Genomic DNA, 20,342 nt, shown 5'->3' on the forward strand with positions numbered 1-20,342 from the left:
GCTATCGCCCGCCTTAAAAGTGCGGTGGTCATGGGGCTGTCGGCCCAGACCACGACCGGCTTCGCCAATGTCGATGTCGCCGCCCTGGATAATGCTTCCAAATTAAGTCTGATTTTTTCGATGTTGGTGGGCGGTTCGATCGGATCGACCGCGGGCGGCATCAAAATTCTCCGTTTACTGATCGTCCTGCGGCTACTGCAGTTTTTCATTCAGCGCACCGCGCTGCCGGCCCATGCCGTGCTGGAGCGGCAATTGAGCAACGATAAACTGGAAGCCGACGAGATTGAAAGAGTGTTGATGCTGATCCTGATCTTCGCCGGCACGGTATTCGGTTCCTGGTTGCCGTTCTTGATAATGGGGTATGATCCATTAGACGCCTTGTTTGAAGTGGTTTCGGCGTGTTCGACCACGGGCCTGTCGACAGGCATCAGTTCGCCCCATCTCGAAGCGGGCCTGAAATGGGTGTTGATTATCGATATGTTGCTGGGTCGGGTCGAGTTTTTGGCTTTTTTATTGTTTATGTATCCACGTACCTGGCTGAAGGTAGGGAGTAAAACTTGAAAGTTGTCTTTATTGGCGCCTCTTCGTTGGCGGTGGCAACCGCCGAATTATTGCTGCGCATCGGTCACGAAGTCATTATTATCGAGAGCGATAAAACGGTGATCGACGAATTGATGGGAAAAATCGACTGCGTATTCATTCATGGAAACGGCAGCAAGCCGGCCATACTAAAAGAAACCGATCCGGCGTCCATCGATATTTTGTTCTGCCTGACCAAAAGCGACGAAGCCAATATTATCGCCAGCCTGGTATCCCGTTCGCTGGGGGTTAAGCGGGTCGTCACCCGGATCGAGGACCCGGAATTCGAACATATCTGCGTCGAGTTGGGACTGAACGACACCATCATCCCGACGCTGACCAACGCTCGCTACCTGGCCAATATCGCCGCGGGCAGAAACATTCTGGAATTATCCGCGGTGTTCCGCAGCAATGTCAGGCTATTTAGTTTCGTCGCCGATGAAAACAACGAAGTGCCAATCAACGAACTGGACCTGCCGAAACAAACGCGAGTGATATTCCTCTATCGCGAAAATGTTTATCAGCCTATCGACGCTGATAGCAAATTGAAGAAAGGCGATGAAGTTGTCCTGGTGACGACCACCGACGAATACGAGAAACTGCACGAAAAATGGTCGGCGGGTAAAGTTTGAACCTTACTGAAATAGAGGCAAACTCAAGGGCCTTTTATCCAGCCATATTCTCACCAACCATCGCTATTTTCTTCGTCATCGTGGACCTTGTGTTTGTACGCCTTGGGAACTTTCGGCTTTTTCGCCGTTCTCAGCAACACAAAGGCACCGCCGAACACCAGAATTACCCCAAAAAAAATGAAGAAAATCAATTGCATTGTAACTCCCATGCAAACAAACGGCGAATACCGTTGATTGATAAAGTGATAAAATACCGCGCATTTCCGCAATCTTATAAATCTAAATGAAACAAGTCGAACTACTTTCCCCGGCAGGCACCTTAAAAAACATGCGCTATGCGTTCGCTTTCGGCGCCGATGCGGTCTATGCCGGGCAACCGCGTTACAGCCTGCGCGTACGCAACAACGATTTTCTGGAAAAGAATCTGGCCAAGGGCATAGTCGAGGCCCATCAATTGGGCAAGAAATTCTTCCTGGCCGCCAACGTCATCCCGCATAATGCCAAGATCAAGACCTTCCTGGCCGACATGGAACCGATCGTCGCGATGCAACCGGATGCCTTGATCATGGCCGACCCCGGCCTGATCATGCTTACCCGGGAAAAATGGCCGGACATGCCGGTCCATCTATCGGTGCAGGCCAACACGGTCAACTACGCCAGCGTCAAGTTCTGGCAAAGCATGGGCGTGGAACGGGTGATTCTGTCGCGCGAATTGTCGCTGGACGAGATCGCCGAAATCCGCCAGCAATGCCCCGACATGGAACTGGAAGTATTCGTGCACGGCGCCTTATGCATCGCGTATTCCGGCCGCTGCCTGTTGTCCGGCTATTTCAATCATCGCGATCCCAACCAGGGCACCTGCACCAATTCCTGCCGCTGGAAATACGACACCCTGCCGGCCCATGAAAACGCCGAAGGCGATTATGTGCTGGACAGCGCGGCGCTGTCGCCGGCCGATTTGAGCCATGGCGGCTGCGGCGGCGAACGCCATCCTTTGGCCGACCAGGTCTACTTTCTGGAAGAGGAAGGCCGCAAGGGCGAACTGATGCCGGTGATGGAAGACGAAAACGGCACCTATATCATGAACTCGAAAGACCTGCGCGCGATCGAACATGTGCAACGCCTGGTCGAAATCGGCGTCGACAGCCTGAAAATCGAAGGTCGGACCAAGTCGCATTATTATGTCGCCCGCACCGCCCAGGCCTATCGCATGGCGATCGACGACGCGCTGGCCGGCCGCCAATTCCGGCCGCAATTATTGGGCGTGTTGGACAACCTGGCCAACCGCGGCTACACCGACGGCTTTTACCAGCGCCACCATACCCACGAATACCAAAACTATATCACCGGTTATTCGAAAAGCCATCAGCAGCAGTTTTGCGGTGAAATCGCCGGTTACGACGCCGCCACCGGACTCGCCGAAATCAAAGTGAAAAACAAATTCGCGGTCGGCGACCGCTTGGAAATGATCCTCCCGCAAGGCAACCGGGATATCGTCGTCGAACACATGGAGGACCTCTACGGCCATGCCATGCAGGAAGCGCCGGGCGGCGGTTATGAGGTGCGCGTTCCCATGCCCGAGGTCGCCGGAGACCACGGTTTATTGGCGCGTTATTTTTAATCGGAGGCTGCTCCGAAATGGAGTTTCGTAAGCTTTATAAATTACCCTGGCTGTTGCCACTGCTAATCATCGGCGCCGGTCTAGCTATCTTTACCCTGCTGACGGCGACGGCACCCGGCTCGCCTTCCGTCCCATCCAAGGAGCGCAGCTGGCTGGTCGAGACGCTGCCGGCCGAACCCCAGGCCTTGGCTCCGACCTTGACGCTGTATGGCCAGGTCGAAACGCCCGCCCTGCTGAACGCGGCCGCTCCCGGCAAGAGCCGGGTCATGAATATCGCCGTCAAGGAAGGGGATTCGGTCAGCGCGGGGCAAATACTACTGGAACTGGACGAACGCGATTTCAAGCCAAAGCTGAATCAGGCCAAGGCCAGGGCCGAGGAGCTGAGGGCTTTGATCGCCAGCGAGCAGCTCCGCTATCGCAACGACAAAGTCGCCATCAACCATGAAAAGTCGATCTTGGCACTGGAGCAATCCGCGGTCGCTCGCGCCGAGGAACTGAAACAACGCAAACTGGGATCCCAGGCTGCTTTGGAAGAGGCGCAGGAAGCGCTGAAGCGCCAACAACTGGCGTACACCAATCGTAAGCTGGCGCTGGACGACCACGAGGCCCGCCTGCAACAATTGCAGGCCAGGCTGGCATATGCCGAGGCCGAGGAGGAACTGGCCAGGCTCGACCTGGAACGCAGCCGTATCGTCGCGCCTTTCGCCGGTTATGTGGAAAAACTGTCGGTGGCAACCGGCGACCAGGTCAAGGAAGCGCAGTTATTGATGACGCTTTACCCTAAGGACAAATTGGAGCTGCGCGCCAAGATTCCGGCCGCATTCCAGCACGAGATTCAACGCGCGCTGGCCGAGGGCCTGCCGTTACCGGCCGAGGCCGATTACGCCGGCGCGAAACTGGAACTGATGCTCGACCGCCTTTCCGGAAAGGCCGACAGCCGCGGCATCGATGCCTTGTTCCGCATCCAGTCGGGCGGCGAATGGGTCAGGCTGGGCGCCACCGTCAGCGCCGTGTTGCGCCGTCCGGTCAAGGAAGATGTCATCGCCCTGCCCTATACGGCCATTTACGACAACAACCGCGTCTACCGTGTCATTGATGATCGCATGCAGGCAGCCAACATCACCGTCCTCGGCGAGCGGATGCGGAACGACCAAGCCTGGTTGCTGGTTAAAAGCGACGAACTTCAGCCCGGCGACCGCATCATCACCACCCAGTTACCGGGCGCCGTCAGCGGCATGAAAGTCGAGGTCAAATGAACCACCGCCCCGACCTGCTGGGTTTCTTCGCCCATCACAAGGTAGCCGCCAATCTGCTGATGATCCTGATGATCGGCGCCGGCCTGTTCGCGCTGCAACAACTGACCATTCGTTATTTTCCCCGCTTCGACCTCGACCTGATCCGAATCAGCGTGGTCTGGAGCGGGGCCAGTGCCGAGGACGTCGAAACCGGCATCACGATACCGCTGGAACAAAACCTCAAATCGATCGACAACCTGCGTAAGATTACCTCGACCTCGGCGCAAGGGCTCTCCACGATCACGCTGGAACTGGTCGAGGGCACCGACACCATCGACGCGTTGAATCAGGCCAAACAGAAAGTCGACGAATTCCGCAACCTGCCGGCCGAGGCCGAGGAACCCAGCGTCCTGAACGTGGCCCGCTACGAGCAGGTCGCCCGCCTGCTGCTTTACGGCCCCGACGATCCGGCCGAATTGCGCATCCTCTCCAACCGCTTCGAACAGGAATTGTTGGATCGCGGCATCGACAAAGTCGATGTCAGCGGCCTGCCGGAACAGGAAATTTCCATTCAGATCGATCACGATCAACTGCAACGCTTGGGCATCAGCTTGGACCAAATCGGCCAGCGTATCGAAGCCTTAAGCCAGGACATACCGGCCGGTACCTTCGGCGAAAACGACAGCGCCACGGAGCTGCGCAGCCTCGACCAACGCCGCAGCGAAATGGGCTTTTATTCCCTGCCGATCGTCAGCGACCAGACCAGCCGCATCAATCTTGGCGATATCGCCGTCATTCAGCGCCAGAATGAAAAAGGCGGCGTGACTCTGTCGGTCGACGGCAAGCCGGCCGTGGAGTTGACCATTCGCAGTTCCGACTATGGCGATGCCTTCAAATCGGCAGCTATTTTTCAACATTGGCTGGAAGAAACCCGGACGAAACTGCCGCCCGGCATCGAGCTTCAGGTTTACGACGAGAGCTGGCAACTGATCAAGGACCGCATCAACCTGCTGTTGAAGAACGGCGGCGGCGGTCTGGTTTTGGTGATCGCCATTCTCTATTTGTTTTTAAGCTCGCGGGTCGCTTTTTGGGTCGCGGTCGGCATTCCGGTGTCGTTCATGGCCACATTGTTCATCCTCTGGCTGGTCGGCGGCAGCATCAACATGATCAGTCTGTTCGCATTGATCATGGCACTGGGTATCATCGTCGACGACGCCATCGTGGTCGGCGAGGACGCGTTGACCCACTATCAAATGGGCGAACAAGCGCTGTTGGCCGCCGAGGGCGGCGCCCGGCGCATGCGCGCGCCGGTCATTGCCTCGTCGCTCACCACCATCGCGGCCTTCATTCCATTGATGTTGATCGGCGGCCCGACTGGCAAAATCTTGTTCGACATCCCGCTGATCATCGTAGCGGTCATCATCGCCTCGGTCATCGAAAGCTTTTTCGTGCTGCCCGGCCATCTGCGCCACTCTTTTTTACACATGGAAAGGATAGAGCACGACAGCTGGCACAAACGTTTTAACGACCACTTCGACCGCTTTAAAAACACCTATTTCAGGAAACTCGTCACGATAACCTTACGAAACCGCGCCATCGCCCTGAGCCTGGTTATCGCCCTGTTGATCACCGCGGTGGGTTTATTGGCCGGCAAGCGTTTGAAATTCCATTTCTTCCCGTCGCCGGAAGCCGCCATCCTCTATGTCAACGCCTCCTTCGTGCCGGGAACGCCCAAGGACCAGGTCGACCGTTTTCTGGGCCATCTGCAACAAACTTTGCGGGAAACCGATCACCAACTCAGCGACCAAGCACTGGTGATAACCGCCGTCAGCCGCCACGGTAGCGGCATATCCAACCGCGGCCAGGCGGAACATAACGGCGACCACATGGCATCGATGATACTCGAACTGGCGGAACCGGATAAACGGAGCGTCCGCAACAGCGAATTTATCAGGACCTGGAAGCAGCGAATCATCAAACCCGCCGGACTGGATGTATTCACGATCACGACGAGAATGGTCGGCCCGCCGGGACGCGACTTGGCGATACGGCTGAGCGACAACAAACCCGAAGTGCTGAAACAAGCGGCCCTGGAACTGGCCAACCGCCTCCAATCGATCCCCGGGGTCAGCGATATCGAAGACGATATGCCCTATGGCCGCAATCAATTGATTTATCGATTGACGCCGGCCGGCGAAGCGCTGGGGCTAACGGTAGCCGACCTGGGCAGGCAATTGCGCACCGCCTTCGAGGGGCGTTTGATTCAGTTATTCCAAGACGGTTTGGATGAGGTGGAGGTTCGTGTCAAATTGCCGGAACAACAACGACAAAGCTTGAACGCCCTGAATGAACTGGAGATCCGGCTGGCGGACGGCGACAGCGTGCCGTTGAGCAATGTGGCGACGTGGCAAAGCAAGCGCGGTTTCGAAATTTTGCGCCATGCCGAGGGCAAACTGGCGGTGGAGATCTCCGCCGAAGTCGACAGCAAAATCAATAACGCCGACCTGATCATCGACTTTCTGGAACGAAACGTGATGCCGCAGCTGGCCTCCCGTTACGGAATCGACTATTCCTTCGAGGGACGCGCCGCCGACCAGAACGAAACGCTGACCGACATGCGCAACGGACTGCTGATAGGCCTGCTGCTGATATACCTGGTATTGGCCTGGGTGTTCGCCTCCTACGGCTGGCCGCTGGTCGTGATGACGGCGATCCCGTTCGGCTTGATCGGGGCCCTGTTCGGCCATCTGTTCATGGGCATCGACCTGACCATATTGTCGCTGTTCGGCTTCTTCGGCCTTTCCGGCATCGTCATCAACGACTCGATCATCCTGGTCAATTTTTATCAACACCTCATCAACCGCGGACTAACCAGCCGCGAGGCTTTGATCGAGGCTTCCTGTCAACGCCTGCGTGCGGTGTTGTTGACCTCGTTGACCACGATCGCCGGTTTGGCGCCGCTGTTGTTCGAAACGTCGCTGCAAGCGCAATTCTTGATCCCGATGGCCACCGCGATCGCCTTCGGACTGATTTTCTCCACCGTCCTGGTATTATTGATCATTCCGGTGCTACTATCCTATCATGAAGATTTACATAGCGTTTTTGTTCGCTACCGGGAAAAACTGGTATAATCCGCAACAAAGCTCAAGGTTAACATCATGTCATTTGCTACCGCAGACCTTTGCGATCAATTTTCCGGGCAGGAAGATTTTCAAATCGCCGAGCCCACCTTTCAATCGTTCGGCAAAAAAACGGCGTTCAACGGTCAAATTACCACTCTGAAGGTTTTCGAAGACAATTCGCTGGTGCGTGAAGTCTTGGCAGAAAAAGTCGAAGATAGGGTCTTGGTGATCGACGGCGGCGGCTCGCGCCGCTGCGCGCTGCTCGGCGACAATCTGGCCGAACTCGCCTGCCGCAACGGTTGGCAAGGCATCATCGTTTACGGCTGCATCCGCGACTCCGTGGCCATCAATCGACTGGATATCGGCGTCAGGGCGCTCAGCACGCATCCGCAAAAAAGCCATAAACGCGGCCTGGGAGAACGCGATGTCATGATTACCTTTGCCGGCATCAATTTCAAAAAAGATCATTATTTGTATGCCGACGAGGATGGAATTATCGTCTCCGAAACAAAATTGGGTTAAAATCCCAAGTCTATTAACCTAGTAAATAAGTCAAGATATGCAAATCGTTCTCGCTAATCCCCGTGGTTTCTGCGCCGGCGTTGACCGCGCCATCGAAATCGTCGACCAAGCCCTAGAAGCGTTCGGCGCCCCCATTTATGTCCGCCATGAAGTCGTGCATAACCGCACCGTCGTCGACGGCTTGAAGGAAAAAGGCGCGGTGTTCATCGAAGACCTGGCCGACGTACCGGTGGGCTCCTACCTGATTTTCAGCGCCCACGGCGTTTCCAAAAAAGTTCAGCAGGAAGCGCAGGATCGCAATTTGACGGTATTCGACGCCACCTGTCCGCTAGTGACCAAGGTACACATGCAAGTCGCCAAGCATGCCAAACAGGACCGCGAAGTGATCCTGATCGGCCACGCCGGCCACCCGGAAGTGGAAGGGACAATGGGACAGTATGAAAAATGCACCGACAACGGCGCCATTTATCTGGTCGAAACGCCGGAAGATGTCAAAAACCTGAAGGTGAACAATCCCGACAATCTGGCCTATGTCACGCAAACCACCTTATCGATGACCGACACCAAGGTGATGGTCGACGCCCTGCGGGAGACCTTCCCGTCGATACAGGAGCAAAAAAAGGACGACATCTGCTACGCGACGCAAAACCGCCAGGACGCCGTACACGATCTGGCGAAAAAATCCGATCTGATCCTGGTCGTCGGCTCGCCGAACAGCTCCAACTCCAACCGCTTGCGTGAAATCGCCGAACAACTGGGCAAACCCGCCTATTTGATCGATACCTATAGGGATCTGCAACGCGAATGGCTGGAAGGGATCGATGTGGTCGGCGTTACGGCCGGCGCATCGGCACCGGAAGTTTTGGTCCAGGAAGTCATCTCGCAATTGAAGGAATGGGGAGGAGAATCGATCGTCGAAAATCAAGGGATCGAGGAAAAAGTGGTTTTTTCGTTGCCGAAAGAATTGAAAGAGCTGAAAAGACAACAGGCGGCGGTATAACCGTTTGAAGGCATCCTGCCCGCTCCGAGGCAGGATGCTCTCCGCGGGCAGGATCAATAGTTGTAAGTATCGAGCCCTTTCTTGTGGGTTTTCTTCAACCACCAGCGCGCCAAATAACCTCTAGGCAAATACAAGCCGTTCTGAATGTAGAACAATTTATATTCGCTGTTAATCGTGGCATTGAACAAGCGATGCGCCAACAAGGTTCCGCAAAACAGCAGTTGATCGCCCTCTTTAATCTCGTAATCCTCCTTAGGCAGAATATATTCCTTATCGTCCGATTTGATGACAAACACAATCAGGTCGAGTTTTTTATGTCGGCCGCGCGGATCGGACATCAAATCGCCCAACAAGACTTTTTTGCCTTCGTCCAGCCATTTGATTACCGCCGGGCTTCTTTCCCGATTAAAGTCCACGGTAATCAGATGGGGCGTTCTATGGCCTATCTTGGCTCTTAACTCACTGATCACCTGCTCCATTTCCTCCATCCTTCCCGGTTCGTTGGCCAATAAGTAACGGAAAAAAGACTTCAACAACGGCGCGATCAATAGGAACAGAATCTTCCGCGCCGTCACCAGTGACGGCTGCATGATCATGTCGACGTCGGAGGCGTTGAAGGCGACGGCATTCTGATGGCGATTCTGCCGGACGATGGTAAACAGTTTACGGTTGAAGTAGCGCGCATTCAGCAGGATGCCTAAATTATGGCCGTCATCATCGGTGCCAGCAAGGATTCCGGCCGCATGTTCAATACCAGCCTGTGACAACGTTCTGGCCGTCGTCCGGCCGACGATATAGCGTTCTATATGCTCTTCTTCCTTCGAGTCGTGAGGGTCGATGACGGCGGTTTTTATCCCATATTTGGTCAATACCCTATTCACCTCATGCCCCATCCGGCCGTAACCGCAAATAATCCAGGTTCCCAACGGCGGATTGACATATTTGTTCAAACTGGCTCCACGCTCGCGCACCAACCAGTTATTCAAGGCATAGAAGCCCGGATTGTGCATCGCCGCCGCCAAAACCTTGGCATAGGTTTTGAAAGGATCGACGATATGCACTTCACCACCCAGCGTCGCCAGCGTTTCCTCGAACACCTCGACCTTGGACATCGTAATAATGCCCACCTTAGGGTTCAGCGAACGGGCCAGCGCGGAAATCTTTAAATTCGCCTCCTCATTATTGGTGATGGCAACGACGAATTTACAATTTTTTCGCATGACGCCCGCTTCCAGTAAATGTTTGGGCACGCTGGCATCGGCATATAAACCCGGCATCGCCACGGTATAATTGCGCAGTTGCAATGCCTTGATCCGCTCCTCGCTGGAATCGATGATCACGGCCGACATGCCATAGTCGCTCAATCCTCGGGTCAACACGCTGCCGGTATCGCCAAACCCGCAAATGATGAAATAAGGATTGACGATCCGTTCCACCCTCTTGGCGAACCGCCATTCGGCCAGCGCCCTGACGAAAAAGGGGTTTTGGATCAGATGAATAATACTCCCGATGGCATACAGCCAAGTGATGACGCTGACATAGAGACAGGCAATCGCCCAAAAGCGCTGGGCATCGCTGAACTCGAACGGGATCTCGCCGAAACCCGTCGTCGTCGCGGTATAGGTCATGAAATAGAAGGCATGGAAAATGCTCATGTACTGCACTTCACCGTCGACGACCGGCCCTGGAATGAAAACCATGCCGAACACTGAAACCGAATATACGGCAATCAGCGCCATGAGCGGAGCGCGCATTTCGCGCATGACGATGAACGAAACTCGGGAAATATCGACTGACGGGGCAACCATTGCTAGAGCTAATTGCTAAAGGTGCAAGTCTTACAGGCGGGACATCAGCGTTTCGGTAACCAGTATGACCGTCGATATGATGTTGGCCAGCAATGCCCCGCCGGTGAAGGAAATGATACTGGCCATGACGTCAGGCGTCAGTCCGGTTTCGGTGATATGCACGACGACGGTCCAGTAGGTCGCCGCCGTGACTAATTGCAAATCGGCGACGAGACTGGTCGCCAACAGCACCGCCCCGATTTGAGAACGATCGCCAAACTTTAAAATAGTGGCGATAAAATTTACAATGATGACGGCAAACAGTTCGAACACGTTATGATGGGCCGGATTATCCATTTCTCCCAAAAAAAAGCCGAAATTGAGCGTCAACGCCAAAACGACAAAAAACCCGAAAATAACCTTTTCAAAATTCATGGCCTGATTTCTCCGTAAATATAACGCGTCTTTGAACGGGTGCCTATTGTAACCAAATAATGAATTCTTTTTTACCGAAAATAGAACCATCATTGCAAAAAAGCCAAATGAATATTATCATCCACTAATATTCATTAACCCAAGAGGAGTCTCTCATGTCAGTTACCGCTATGGATCTTGTGGCCGAAGCCAAACAAAAAATCACCGAAATAACGACCGAAACAGCGAAAAGCAAGCTGGCCGGCAATCCCATTCTAGACGTCAGGGAACCGGCCGAATTTGCCGCCGGCCATCTACCGGGAGCCATTAACATTCCACGCGGGGTCTTGGAATTTAAAATCACTTCCGATCCGCTTCTGCAAAACCAACAAGATAAGGAAATCATCGTCTATTGCCAAACCGGCGGCAGATCCGCCCTGGCTACCGAAGCCTTGCATAAAATCGGCTACGTTAAAGCTGTCAGCATGGCAGGCGGTTTTAAGGAATGGTCCGAGAAAGGATACGACGTTGACTGAACCGGATTCTCTCCGTCTGGATAAATGGCTGTGGGCCGCGCGTTTTTTTAAAACGCGCAAGCTCGCAGCCGACGCCGTGTCTGGCGGCAAGGTCCATTTTAACGGTCAACGCTGCAAACCTTCCAAGGAGGTCAAGGCCGGCAGTCATATAGTCATCAGCAAGGATCGATACACCTGGAACATTGTCGTCACAGGCATCAACAAGCAACGCCGCCCGGCCAGCGAGGCGGCCTTGCTCTATGAGGAAAGCGAGGAAAGTAAAGCCAAACGCCGGGAACAGATAGCCCAGCAAAAACTGCAACGAGAATACTTGGATCATTCGGAACGGGAACGCAAACCCAACAAAAAACAACGCCGGCAGATCCATCGCTTCAAACAAAATTAACCGGCCCAACACAGCCCACGGAAAATACCATGCAAATCAATAGGTAATACAACTCCTCTTATTTATCACTTTACATTTTTGGTTTTTTTCTTAAAATAACTCTTACGGCCTACACCCTGCCAAAGCAGCGTTTCCTGCTGCAACCGATACTAACGTTTTTAAATTCTCAGGATGGTACAGGGAACTGGATCTTATTGTATGCCGAAAAAAATTCTGGTCATTGATGACGACATCGCTCACAGCAAACGCTTGTTATCGGAACTTCGCCAGAATTCCTATTCGGTCACTCATTACGCCAATAAGTGCGGCAATATCTTTACCTACACTTATCAAACCCAACCCGACCTTGTTCTACTGGATCGCTCATTCCCCCAGTTTGTTGATCTTACTGCTTATTTAAATCAGCATAATCTGCCATTCATATTTATCAGTAACAGCGATGAAAATGACCCGATAGCCTCCATATACCGACATGGCGCATTAGGGCTGTTGCTAAAACCAATCAATACTCAACAATTGATCATTGAAATCGAAACGGCCTTGCATTGGCATTGGGAAAAGATGCAGTTGAACCGGCGTACGGAAAATATCGATATCACAATCGCCAACAACCGTAAAATCAGCACGGCGATAGGCATTATCATGGAACGCTATAAAATCAAAGGACATGACGCGTTCGAGATATTGCGCAGTACTGCGCGGAACAAACAGTACCGGATTATCGATATCGCCGAAAAAATCATCGCCGCCCACGAACAGTCTTTATCCGGCGATGAAAGCAAGCTAATAGCCGATATTAAAACGAGCCCCAAACAGAGCAAACGCTATTTGGGGCAGATTCAACACGAGATCCAAATGCTGATCGCTTAGACCGAAAAGCTTTCGCCGCAACCGCAGGTTGCGGTTACATTGGGATTGTTGAATTTGAATGCTTCATTAATGCCTTCCCTCGCATAATCTAATTCGATTCCATTCAGAATGGCCAAATCCTTATTATCGACGACCAACTTGACGCCAAATTGCTCGAATACCGTCTCATCCTCTTCTATGCGATCGGCATAATCCAGCACATAGGCATAGCCGGAGCAGCCGGCTTGCTTAACGCCTAATTTGAGCCCGACTCCGGAGCCGCGTTTATCCAATTGCTTTTGAATTTGCCTGGCCGCATTTTCTGTCACTGTAATAGTCATTAACACCTCTGAAACTATAGAACCAATAATTTGTTAATCACCGAGATCATTTTATCGATATCTTGCTCGGTATTATCCTTTCCCAAGCTAATGCGAATGGCTCCTTTCGCGACGACCGAGTCAACTCCCATCGCCGTCAACACCGGGCTGGGCTCTCCCGCTCCCGAGGCGCAGGCCGAGCCGCTCGACACGGCAATATTATGTTGGTCCATCCGCATCAATAACATCTCGCCATCGACGCCGGGTATCGATATCTGCAACGTATTGGGCAAGCGCTCGGCGTTCTTGGAGAAAACCGTGACGCCCGCGAGCTCCGCTAACGCTTGCTCCAATTTATCGCGTAATGATTCAATCCGTCGCCGGCGTTCATCCAACTCACTGGCCGCCAACTCGGCCGCCTTGCCGAAACCGACAATAGCGGCAACATTCTCCGTGCCGGCCCGCCAGCCATGCTCCTGCCCGCCGCCGAGCAACATCGGCTTAGGCTCGGAGCCCTTGGTGAATACCAACGCACCGACGCCTTTAGGGCCATAAATTTTGTGCCCCGACACCGACATCATATCGACGCCCAATTGGTCGAAGGAAACCGGTACCTTACCGATTGCTTGAACCGCATCGGTATGAAAGACGACCCGTCTTCTTCGCAGCTTTTCAACCAGGCCGGCAATGTCCTGGATCACACCGGTTTCGTTATTGGCCAGCATGATGGAGACAAAATCGCCCTGATTCAAATTCAAGCCATCGATCGCCTCGGGTATGACTCGTCCGTTTTCGTCGACTTCGATCAAACTGAACTTACGATAGCTGGAGCGCCTGTGAAACAGGGGCTCGAGCATGGACGGGTGCTCGATCGCCGAAACAGCAACCGAGGACGAATCGTCGATACTATTGACGGCAAGATTGTTTGCCTCGGTGCCGCCACTGGTAAAGACGACCCGGGACGGTTGCGTCCCGAGCAACGCCGCGACCTGCTCTCGGGCCGTTTCCACGGCGCTTCTGGACAGTCTACCCAAACGATAAAGACTCGACGGATTGCCATAGAAAGAGTGCAGAAAAGGCTGCATCACTTCGACCACCCGCTCATCGATAGGCGTGGTGGCGTTATGATCGAAATAGATCATCAAGCGGTCATTTTTTCCGTTCTATTCGAAATCTCGATAACCTGTTCCAAATCCTTATCCTGGCGTTTGGCGACTTCGTTAACGAGCTCTCTTTCCAGCAAAGAACCCAGGCTGATGCCCGATAAATAATCACGAATCTGGTCACTCAAACCCATCCAAAGATCATGGGTCAAGCAATGCTGATTGTTCTGGCAATTGCCCTTGCCGCCGCATTTAGTCGAATCGACTTGCTCGTCGACGGCCACGATAATTTCGGCAATATTGATATCATCCGCATCACGACTCAATTTATAGCCTCCACCCGGGCCGCGCACCCCCTTGACCATGCCAGCCTTGCGTAAGCGGGCAAACAATTGCTCAAGATAGGATAAAGAGATCGTTTGTCTAGTCGCAATATCGGTTAATGTCACTGGTCTGGTTTGACTGTGAAACGCCAGATCCAGCATCGCGGTAACGGCATAACGCCCTTTTGTTGTTAATCGCACTGGAAGTTCCTTATAAACCTAAAATATGTAAGGACACTATAATAAAACCTAGTATTTTGGTCAACAATTTTCATTAAATAGTTTTTTTACTCATTATCCTTTATTTCACAATGATTTAATTCAGGAATGGCCTGATTTTTAAATTCGATTCCAGCTTCATTCAGCACTTGTTTCAGACTTTCTAATTGTTTATCCATGGCATGGATATGATCGAGCATATGATTGATCGCGTTGGCAATCGGATCGGGCATGTCGGCGGTCGCTCCGTAAGCATCGAAACCCATTTTCTGGGCGATGGCATCGCGGTTAGCGGCTTTTTGCTTGGATTTACGGTCGATAATATGCGCGGGAATACCCACCACCGTCGCGCCGGCTGGAACAGGTTTGACCACGACCGAATTGGACCCGACCCGGGCGCCCTCGCCTATTTCGATCGGCCCCAATACTTTTGCGCCGGCGCCGATCACGACGCCATTGCGCAACGTCGGATGTCGCTTGCCCTTATTCCAGCTGGTGCCGCCCAGGGTCACGCCATGATATAAGGTACAGTCATCGCCGATCACGGCGGTTTCCCCTATTACCACGCCCATGCCGTGATCGATGAAGAAACGTCGGCCGATCGTCGCGCCGGGATGAATCTCTATGCCGGTCAGCCACCGGCCGATATGGGAACTGAATCGCCCCAACCAACGATAACCGCTTTGCCAGAAATAATGGCTAAGCCGGTGAATGATCATGGCATGAAAGCCCGGATAGGCGGTGATCACTTCGAACACCGACTGCGCGGCGGGGTCGCGATCGAAAACGCAGTTTATTTCTTCTTGAATTCGCTTAAACATAGACGCTATTTGGCATTATGATTTTGTGAAAAGCGGAGTATTCCTCGCAGTATATCCAACTCTTTGACATCCAAATGGGCGCGGTTAAAAATTCGCCGCAACCGCCGCATGATGGATTTGGATTTATCCGGGTGCAGAAAGCCGATATCGTCCATGGTTTGATATAAATGGCGGTAAAACGCTTCCATTTGTTCAACGGTCGCCAAAGGATCCGCGCCTTTATCGCCGATTTTCCTTTCATGGGTAAATCCGCTGGCGATGAACAATTCATAGCATACGACTTGCACCGCGGCCGCCACATTAAGGGAACTGAACTCAGGGTTACAGGGTATGCGCAACAAATACTGGCACAAGTCCAGCTCGTGATTCTTCAACCCGGAGCTTTCCCGTCCGAACACGATGGCGATACGCGCCGCGCGGTATTCCGGCGCGACGAATTTTTCCGCGCACTCCCTGACCGTCAGCTCCGGCCAACTGATCGTGCGATCCCGGGCGCTCGCTCCGACTACGATCTGGCAATCGGCAATCGCTTGCTCCAGCGTATCGCATATCTCCACTGAACTCAGAATATCGTTGGCCCCAGCGGCGCGGGCGGTCGCATCGGCACTGGGAAAAACCTTCGGCGCAACCAAGCAAAGATGGCTCAGCCTCATATTCTTCATCGCCCGGGCTGCGGCGCCGATATTGCCGGGATTAGTCGTCTCGACCAACACAATTTTAAAATGCGACAACAATGATCTGTCCTACAGCGTAAAAAATCGATGATTTTAACAAAAGATTTGTTATTCTATGCGGTTTTCTGTGCTCTATAAAAAATAGATCTATGCATCCAATGCTCAACATTGCCGTCCGTGCGGCAAGAAATGCCGGCGACTTGATCCAACGTTCGGCCGATAACATCGACCGCTTGACCATCAACCAAAAGAGTAAATACGACTACGCTTCCGAGGTCGATTATCAGGCGGAACGCGAAATCATTAGAGTCATCCGCAATGCCTATCCCGAACACGCCATTCTGGCCGAGGAAAGCGGCGAACACGAAGGAAATGATTATGTCTGGGTGATAGACCCATTGGACGGCACAACCAACTTCCTGCACGGCTTTCCGCAATATTCCGTTTCGATCGCACTGAAAGTCAAGGGAAAAATAGAGCTGGGTGTGATCTACGACCCCGGCAGGGATGAATTGTTTACTGCCGAACGGGGTGGGGGCGCCATGCTCAATAACCGCCGCATTCGCGTGGCTCGCCAGGCCAGTCTGCAAGGCGCATTGCTGGGCACCGGTTTTCCCTTCAGGAGCGAAGAACACCTGGACGACTACCTGGCGATGTTTCGGTCACTATGCGCAGCAACGTCTGGCATCAGGCGCCCCGGCTCCGCGGCACTCGATCTGGCTTATGTGGCCGCCGGAAGACTGGACGGTTTTTGGGAAATCGGCCTAAAGGAGTGGGACATGGCTGCCGGCGTGTTGCTGATCCAGGAAGCGGGCGGCGTCGTCACCGATTTTTCCTTTAACTCCCACTACCTGCAATCCGGCAACATCATCGCCGGCAACCCGAAAATGCATCAATTGATCTACCAGCACATCGAGCCGCATGTGACGGATAAGTTGAAGTAAAATACAGAATATAATAGCGATGGCAAGGGCTGAATTGATTTATCAGCCCTTGCTTAGCTTTTTATTCCTGGCTCATAGATCTATTATATCTCTCGTACCGCATTCAAAGCCTCTTCGTAATTCGGCTCATCGGCGACCTCGCCGACCAATTCGGTATACACGACTTGATCGTCCCGATCCAACACCACCACCGCACGTGCGGTCAAACCAGCCAGAATGCTATCGATCAGCTCAACGCCATAATCCTTGGCGAAACTGGAACGAAAGGTCGATAGAGGAATGACATCCTTGATGCCTTCCGCCTCGCAAAAACGGTTCTGGGCAAAGGGCAAGTCGGCCGAGATCGCCAACACAACGGTATTGTCAAGGCTGGCGGCCTTCTCGTTGAATTTTCGGGCCGACATCTGACAGGTCGGCGTATCCAGGCTCGGAACGATATTCAACACTTTCTTCTTGCCGGCATAGTTCCGCAACGAAACTTCTTTTAATTTATTGCTGACCAGCTTGAAATCCGGCGCCTGACTGCCGACCGCAGGTAATTCGCCGCTGGTATGAATGGGTTTACCTTGGAATGTTATTGTCGCCATTATCTTATCTCTACCCGTTGTGTTTTATCGATGCGCCATGCACACCGTCATTTCTTTCTTTTCTTGAACTGAACCAAGCGCTTGCGTTTTTTCAGCTGGCGTTCGGTCAATTTGTTTTTTTGCCCCTGGAACGGATTTTCCGGCGACTTGAACACCAACCGCACCGGCGTACCCTTCAATCCCAATTGTTCCCGGAAATAATTCATCAAGTAACGTTTATAGGACCCCGGCAGAGCATCCGTCTGTACGCCATGAATCACGACGACTGGCGGATTACGGCCGCCCTGGTGGGCGTATTTCAGCTTGATCCTGCGACCACGCACCAGTGGCGGCTGATGGGCCGCCATGGCCTCGTTAAGAATGCGGGTCAATACCGGCGTCGACATGTCTATCATCGCCGCATCGTACAAATCATGCACGACATCGAACAACTTGCCGACCCCGCTGCCGTGCAACGCGGAAATCGGATGTTTTTCGGCGAAATCCAGAAACGGCAGTTTGATCTCGATTTGCTTTTTGACGATGTCTTTTTGCTCCGCCGGGATACCGTCCCATTTATTCAAGCCGATGATCAGGGCCCGCCCGGCCTCGAGTACCAAACCAAGCAAATGCGCATCCTGTTCGGTCACCCCTTCGCGCGCATCGATCAGATAAATGACGACATTGGCCTTTTCAATGGCTTGCAGCGACTTGATGATACTGAATTTTTCGATCGCCAGCGAGACCCGCGACTTCCTGCGCATGCCCGCGGTATCGATCAAGGTGAATTTCTGATTGTTGCGTTCGAACGGAATATAAATACTATCACGAGTAGTGCCTGCCTCGTCGAACACGACCACTCTTTCTTCGCCCAACAGTCGATTGACCAGCGTGGACTTGCCGACATTAGGACGGCCGACGATCGCGATGCCGATGCCCTGTTCCTCTTCTTCCGCTTCCTCCGCAGAAGGCGGCAATATCTCGTCGATACGAGCCAACAACTCTTTTACACCGCGACCATGCGACGCGGCGATCTGCACCGGCTCGCCCAAGGCCAAGGCGTAGAAATCGGCGGCCGCCAGATCGGCATTGATACCGTCAATCTTGTTCGCCACCAATACCACCGGCTTGTTCAGCTTGCGCAGGGTTTCGGCGATAATCTCGTCGGCGGCATTGATACCGGCGCGGGCATCGACCAGAAAAAACACGATATCGGCTTCCTGCAAAGCGATCTCCACCTGCTTGCGAGCGAAACTGTCTATGCCTTCGCTATCATCGACGATTCCGCCGGTATCGACCACCAGGCAATCACGCCCTCCCCGCTTGACGCGGCCATATTGCCTGTCGCGGGTTAACCCCGGATAATCGGCGACCAGCGCCTCGCGGCTACGAGTCAGATAATTGAACAACGTGGATTTGCCGACATTAGGCCGGCCCACCAAAGCGATTACAGGTAACATTATTTGCGTTTGATCTTATAGGCGGCCAAGGTGCCGTCTTTTGCATAGATAAATACGGTATTATCGACCACCACCGGTTTGGCTTCGATTGCCGCCTCGGTCACATGTATGCGCCCTAGCTGCCGGCCGTCGCTCGCCGACAACCAATGCACATAGCCTTCCAAATCACCGACGACGACATAACCATCATAGGCGACCGGTGCCGTCAGTTTGCGGAAACGCAACTCGTCCTGTTTCCACAAGGCGGCACCGTTGCGCTGATCCAATTGCCAGACTTCGCTGCTGCTATCGGTCACATACAGATAACGCCAATCATAGCCGATACCCGAATAGGAAGAGACATCCTCGTTGCGCCAGAGCACATCACCATCGATTTCCAGTACGGCCGAGGTACCGCTCTGGTAGCTGGAAATATAGATGACGCCATCCGTTTCCACCGGATCGACATCCAAGTCGACCAAACGTTCCACCTCGGAACGCCCGCTGGGTATCGCAATACTGGTCTCCCAGATATTCTTGCCGTCGCTGAGTCGCAATGCCAAGATTTTACCGTTGGCATAACCCGCGATGACATTATCCTCGACTATGATCGGCGAACTGGTACCGCGAATACTTAGCGCCGGCACATTCCGTTCGAATTCCCACAGCTGAGCGCCGTCTTTTTCATCCAACGCGACAACCTTGCCGTCGATGGTACGCACGATGACCTTGCCCTTGGCAACCAGCGGAACCGCCAACACTTCACTGGATACCTGACTAGCCCATTTTTGTTCGCCGCTGTCGATATCGAAAGCGATCACCTCCGCATCGCTGGTGCCCATGATCACCGTCTCGATCCCGCTGCCGGGTCCCGCGGAAAAAGCAAAGTCGGTTTCCGTTTCCCAAACGATATCGCCGCTCTCGACATTTCGAGCCAGGATCAGGCCATTATGGTCGGCGCTCAACACCTTGCCATAACTGACCGAAAGCACCAGCTTGAGGAATTGTTCTTCCGCGCCGTCGCCGGTCGTTTCCCGCCATAACCGTTCTATTTCGATTTCCGGCTCATATTCCAATAATACGGCGGGCGGCTCGGTATTATCCTCACCACCAAGAAAATAACTGGTGGCGCCGCTCATCAATTCCTTGCCGGCATCGACCGCGGCACAGCCTTGCAAAAACGACAACAACAACCCCAGCAGAAACGGAAAAACTTTATCGGAAGCGTGATTTTTAAGCATGAAAGGCACT

The 20,342-nt window shown here is 53.3% G+C and carries 22 protein-coding genes; 11 read left to right on the top strand and 11 right to left on the bottom strand.

The window, feature by feature from the left end; genetic code table 11:
- The first annotated feature begins 30 nt into the window (after window positions 1–30).
- Window positions 31–561, top strand: coding sequence for a potassium transporter TrkG (locus EP25_RS24030; RefSeq protein ID WP_051906416.1), 531 nt, complete (start codon window positions 31–33; stop codon window positions 559–561).
- Window positions 558–1,211, top strand: coding sequence for a potassium channel family protein (locus tag EP25_RS0105585; RefSeq protein WP_031432966.1), 654 nt, complete (start codon window positions 558–560; stop codon window positions 1,209–1,211). The genes EP25_RS24030 and EP25_RS0105585 overlap by 4 nt, the downstream gene beginning before the upstream one ends.
- A gap of 50 nt (window positions 1,212–1,261) precedes the next feature.
- On the opposite strand, the gene EP25_RS23425 is transcribed toward EP25_RS0105585, so the two are convergent.
- The gene (locus tag EP25_RS23425; protein ID WP_160172701.1) at window positions 1,262–1,408 is read right to left on the bottom strand and encodes a hypothetical protein; all 147 of its coding nucleotides are present in this window, start codon (window positions 1,406–1,408) and stop codon (window positions 1,262–1,264) included.
- An 86-nt stretch (window positions 1,409–1,494) separates the two neighbouring features.
- On the opposite strand from EP25_RS23425, the gene trhP reads away from it, so the two are divergent.
- The 5 genes from trhP to ispH are packed head-to-tail and all read left to right on the top strand — an operon-like array spanning window position 1,495 to window position 8,711.
- On the top strand, window positions 1,495–2,832 hold the full coding sequence (gene trhP, locus EP25_RS0105595) for a prephenate-dependent tRNA uridine(34) hydroxylase TrhP (protein ID WP_031432967.1): 1,338 nt from the start codon (window positions 1,495–1,497) through the stop codon (window positions 2,830–2,832).
- A gap of 17 nt (window positions 2,833–2,849) precedes the next feature.
- Window positions 2,850–4,088, top strand: a complete 1,239-nt coding sequence (locus EP25_RS0105600; protein WP_031432968.1) for an efflux RND transporter periplasmic adaptor subunit — start codon at window positions 2,850–2,852, stop codon at window positions 4,086–4,088.
- Window positions 4,085–7,198 (top strand): efflux RND transporter permease subunit, encoded by a 3,114-nt coding sequence (locus tag EP25_RS0105605; RefSeq protein ID WP_031432969.1) that lies wholly within the window; start codon window positions 4,085–4,087, stop codon window positions 7,196–7,198. Before EP25_RS0105600 ends, EP25_RS0105605 begins: the two co-directional genes overlap by 4 nt.
- A gap of 27 nt (window positions 7,199–7,225) precedes the next feature.
- Window positions 7,226–7,711 (top strand): ribonuclease E activity regulator RraA, encoded by a 486-nt coding sequence (gene rraA, locus EP25_RS0105610; RefSeq protein ID WP_031432970.1) that lies wholly within the window; start codon window positions 7,226–7,228, stop codon window positions 7,709–7,711.
- Between the two features lie 37 nt (window positions 7,712–7,748).
- The gene (gene ispH / locus EP25_RS0105615; RefSeq protein WP_031432971.1) at window positions 7,749–8,711 is read left to right on the top strand and encodes a 4-hydroxy-3-methylbut-2-enyl diphosphate reductase; all 963 of its coding nucleotides are present in this window, start codon (window positions 7,749–7,751) and stop codon (window positions 8,709–8,711) included.
- Window positions 8,712–8,764: 53 nt separating this feature from the next.
- Here the strand turns inward: ispH and EP25_RS0105620 are convergent, their stop codons facing one another.
- Together EP25_RS0105620 and EP25_RS0105625 are read right to left on the bottom strand one after the other, a co-directional pair.
- On the bottom strand, window positions 8,765–10,519 hold the full coding sequence (locus tag EP25_RS0105620; RefSeq protein ID WP_051906418.1) for a potassium channel family protein: 1,755 nt from the start codon (window positions 10,517–10,519) through the stop codon (window positions 8,765–8,767).
- A gap of 30 nt (window positions 10,520–10,549) precedes the next feature.
- Window positions 10,550–10,933 (bottom strand): DUF6394 family protein, encoded by a 384-nt coding sequence (locus EP25_RS0105625; RefSeq protein WP_031432973.1) that lies wholly within the window; start codon window positions 10,931–10,933, stop codon window positions 10,550–10,552.
- 155 nt (window positions 10,934–11,088) lie between these two features.
- Between EP25_RS0105625 and EP25_RS0105630 the strand changes: the two genes are divergently transcribed.
- The 3 genes from EP25_RS0105630 (at window position 11,089) to EP25_RS0105640 (ending at window position 12,703) form a co-directional block, all read left to right on the top strand.
- Window positions 11,089–11,448, top strand: a complete 360-nt coding sequence (locus EP25_RS0105630; protein ID WP_031432974.1) for a rhodanese-like domain-containing protein — start codon at window positions 11,089–11,091, stop codon at window positions 11,446–11,448.
- The gene (locus EP25_RS0105635; protein ID WP_031432975.1) at window positions 11,441–11,833 is read left to right on the top strand and encodes an RNA-binding S4 domain-containing protein; all 393 of its coding nucleotides are present in this window, start codon (window positions 11,441–11,443) and stop codon (window positions 11,831–11,833) included. Before EP25_RS0105630 ends, EP25_RS0105635 begins: the two co-directional genes overlap by 8 nt.
- Before the next feature lie 198 nt (window positions 11,834–12,031).
- Window positions 12,032–12,703, top strand: coding sequence for an ANTAR domain-containing response regulator (locus EP25_RS0105640; protein ID WP_031432976.1), 672 nt, complete (start codon window positions 12,032–12,034; stop codon window positions 12,701–12,703).
- Here the strand turns inward: EP25_RS0105640 and EP25_RS0105645 are convergent.
- The 5 genes from EP25_RS0105645 to EP25_RS0105665 all read right to left on the bottom strand — a co-directional run bounded on the left by EP25_RS0105645 (window position 12,700) and on the right by EP25_RS0105665 (window position 16,202).
- Window positions 12,700–13,023 carry a HesB/IscA family protein gene (locus EP25_RS0105645; RefSeq protein ID WP_031432977.1) on the bottom strand — a complete coding sequence of 108 codons (324 nt, stop codon included), beginning with the start codon at window positions 13,021–13,023 and terminating at the stop codon, window positions 12,700–12,702. The genes EP25_RS0105640 and EP25_RS0105645 overlap by 4 nt on opposite strands.
- 14 nt (window positions 13,024–13,037) lie before the next feature.
- The gene (locus EP25_RS0105650; protein ID WP_031432978.1) at window positions 13,038–14,144 is read right to left on the bottom strand and encodes a cysteine desulfurase family protein; all 1,107 of its coding nucleotides are present in this window, start codon (window positions 14,142–14,144) and stop codon (window positions 13,038–13,040) included.
- Window positions 14,144–14,629: a Fe-S cluster assembly transcriptional regulator IscR gene (gene iscR, locus EP25_RS0105655; RefSeq protein ID WP_031432979.1), complete on the bottom strand. Its 486-nt coding sequence runs from the start codon at window positions 14,627–14,629 to the stop codon at window positions 14,144–14,146. Before iscR ends, EP25_RS0105650 begins: the two co-directional genes overlap by 1 nt.
- Window positions 14,630–14,715: 86 nt before the next feature.
- Window positions 14,716–15,468 (bottom strand): serine O-acetyltransferase, encoded by a 753-nt coding sequence (gene cysE / locus EP25_RS0105660; RefSeq protein ID WP_031432980.1) that lies wholly within the window; start codon window positions 15,466–15,468, stop codon window positions 14,716–14,718.
- A 5-nt stretch (window positions 15,469–15,473) separates the two neighbouring features.
- The gene (locus tag EP25_RS0105665; RefSeq protein ID WP_031432981.1) at window positions 15,474–16,202 is read right to left on the bottom strand and encodes an RNA methyltransferase; all 729 of its coding nucleotides are present in this window, start codon (window positions 16,200–16,202) and stop codon (window positions 15,474–15,476) included.
- 89 nt (window positions 16,203–16,291) lie between these two features.
- On the opposite strand from EP25_RS0105665, the gene EP25_RS0105670 reads away from it, so the two are divergent.
- The gene (locus EP25_RS0105670) at window positions 16,292–17,086 is read left to right on the top strand and encodes an inositol monophosphatase family protein (protein WP_031432982.1); all 795 of its coding nucleotides are present in this window, start codon (window positions 16,292–16,294) and stop codon (window positions 17,084–17,086) included.
- A gap of 83 nt (window positions 17,087–17,169) precedes the next feature.
- Here EP25_RS0105670 and tpx read toward each other — a convergent pair whose 3' ends face one another.
- Genes tpx through bamB form a run of 3 tightly spaced genes read right to left on the bottom strand, consistent with a single transcriptional unit; the run spans window position 17,170 to window position 20,332 of the window.
- Window positions 17,170–17,673, bottom strand: coding sequence for a thiol peroxidase (tpx, locus tag EP25_RS0105675; protein WP_031432983.1), 504 nt, complete (start codon window positions 17,671–17,673; stop codon window positions 17,170–17,172).
- Window positions 17,674–17,720: 47 nt separating this feature from the next.
- On the bottom strand, window positions 17,721–19,112 hold the full coding sequence (gene der / locus EP25_RS0105680; protein WP_031432984.1) for a ribosome biogenesis GTPase Der: 1,392 nt from the start codon (window positions 19,110–19,112) through the stop codon (window positions 17,721–17,723).
- Window positions 19,112–20,332, bottom strand: a complete 1,221-nt coding sequence (bamB, locus tag EP25_RS0105685) for an outer membrane protein assembly factor BamB (RefSeq protein ID WP_051906988.1) — start codon at window positions 20,330–20,332, stop codon at window positions 19,112–19,114. Before bamB ends, der begins: the two co-directional genes overlap by 1 nt.
- Window positions 20,333–20,342 lie beyond the last annotated feature (10 nt).

Origin of the sequence: Methylomarinum vadi (assembly GCF_000733935.1) — a bacterium.
Classification (GTDB): domain Bacteria; phylum Pseudomonadota; class Gammaproteobacteria; order Methylococcales; family Methylomonadaceae; genus Methylomarinum; species Methylomarinum vadi.

What these genes read in the sequence shown, in the direction of transcription:
- EP25_RS24030 (WP_051906416.1), top strand. Translation starts at nt 31, where the DNA reads ATGGGGCTGTCGGCCCAGACCACGACCGGCTTCGCCAATGTCGATGTC.
- EP25_RS23425 (WP_160172701.1), bottom strand. Translation starts at nt 1,408, where the DNA reads ATGCAATTGATTTTCTTCATTTTTTTTGGGGTAATTCTGGTGTTCGGC.
- trhP (WP_031432967.1), top strand. Translation starts at nt 1,495, where the DNA reads ATGAAACAAGTCGAACTACTTTCCCCGGCAGGCACCTTAAAAAACATG.
- EP25_RS0105600 (WP_031432968.1), top strand. Translation starts at nt 2,850, where the DNA reads ATGGAGTTTCGTAAGCTTTATAAATTACCCTGGCTGTTGCCACTGCTA.
- EP25_RS0105605 (WP_031432969.1), top strand. Translation starts at nt 4,085, where the DNA reads ATGAACCACCGCCCCGACCTGCTGGGTTTCTTCGCCCATCACAAGGTA.
- rraA (WP_031432970.1), top strand. Translation starts at nt 7,226, where the DNA reads ATGTCATTTGCTACCGCAGACCTTTGCGATCAATTTTCCGGGCAGGAA.
- ispH (WP_031432971.1), top strand. Translation starts at nt 7,749, where the DNA reads ATGCAAATCGTTCTCGCTAATCCCCGTGGTTTCTGCGCCGGCGTTGAC.
- EP25_RS0105620 (WP_051906418.1), bottom strand. Translation starts at nt 10,519, where the DNA reads ATGGTTGCCCCGTCAGTCGATATTTCCCGAGTTTCGTTCATCGTCATG.
- EP25_RS0105625 (WP_031432973.1), bottom strand. Translation starts at nt 10,933, where the DNA reads ATGAATTTTGAAAAGGTTATTTTCGGGTTTTTTGTCGTTTTGGCGTTG.
- EP25_RS0105630 (WP_031432974.1), top strand. Translation starts at nt 11,089, where the DNA reads ATGTCAGTTACCGCTATGGATCTTGTGGCCGAAGCCAAACAAAAAATC.
- EP25_RS0105640 (WP_031432976.1), top strand. Translation starts at nt 12,032, where the DNA reads ATGCCGAAAAAAATTCTGGTCATTGATGACGACATCGCTCACAGCAAA.
- EP25_RS0105645 (WP_031432977.1), bottom strand. Translation starts at nt 13,023, where the DNA reads ATGACTATTACAGTGACAGAAAATGCGGCCAGGCAAATTCAAAAGCAA.
- EP25_RS0105650 (WP_031432978.1), bottom strand. Translation starts at nt 14,144, where the DNA reads ATGATCTATTTCGATCATAACGCCACCACGCCTATCGATGAGCGGGTG.
- cysE (WP_031432980.1), bottom strand. Translation starts at nt 15,468, where the DNA reads ATGTTTAAGCGAATTCAAGAAGAAATAAACTGCGTTTTCGATCGCGAC.
- EP25_RS0105670 (WP_031432982.1), top strand. Translation starts at nt 16,292, where the DNA reads ATGCATCCAATGCTCAACATTGCCGTCCGTGCGGCAAGAAATGCCGGC.
- tpx (WP_031432983.1), bottom strand. Translation starts at nt 17,673, where the DNA reads ATGGCGACAATAACATTCCAAGGTAAACCCATTCATACCAGCGGCGAA.
- der (WP_031432984.1), bottom strand. Translation starts at nt 19,112, where the DNA reads ATGTTACCTGTAATCGCTTTGGTGGGCCGGCCTAATGTCGGCAAATCC.
- bamB (WP_051906988.1), bottom strand. Translation starts at nt 20,332, where the DNA reads ATGCTTAAAAATCACGCTTCCGATAAAGTTTTTCCGTTTCTGCTGGGG.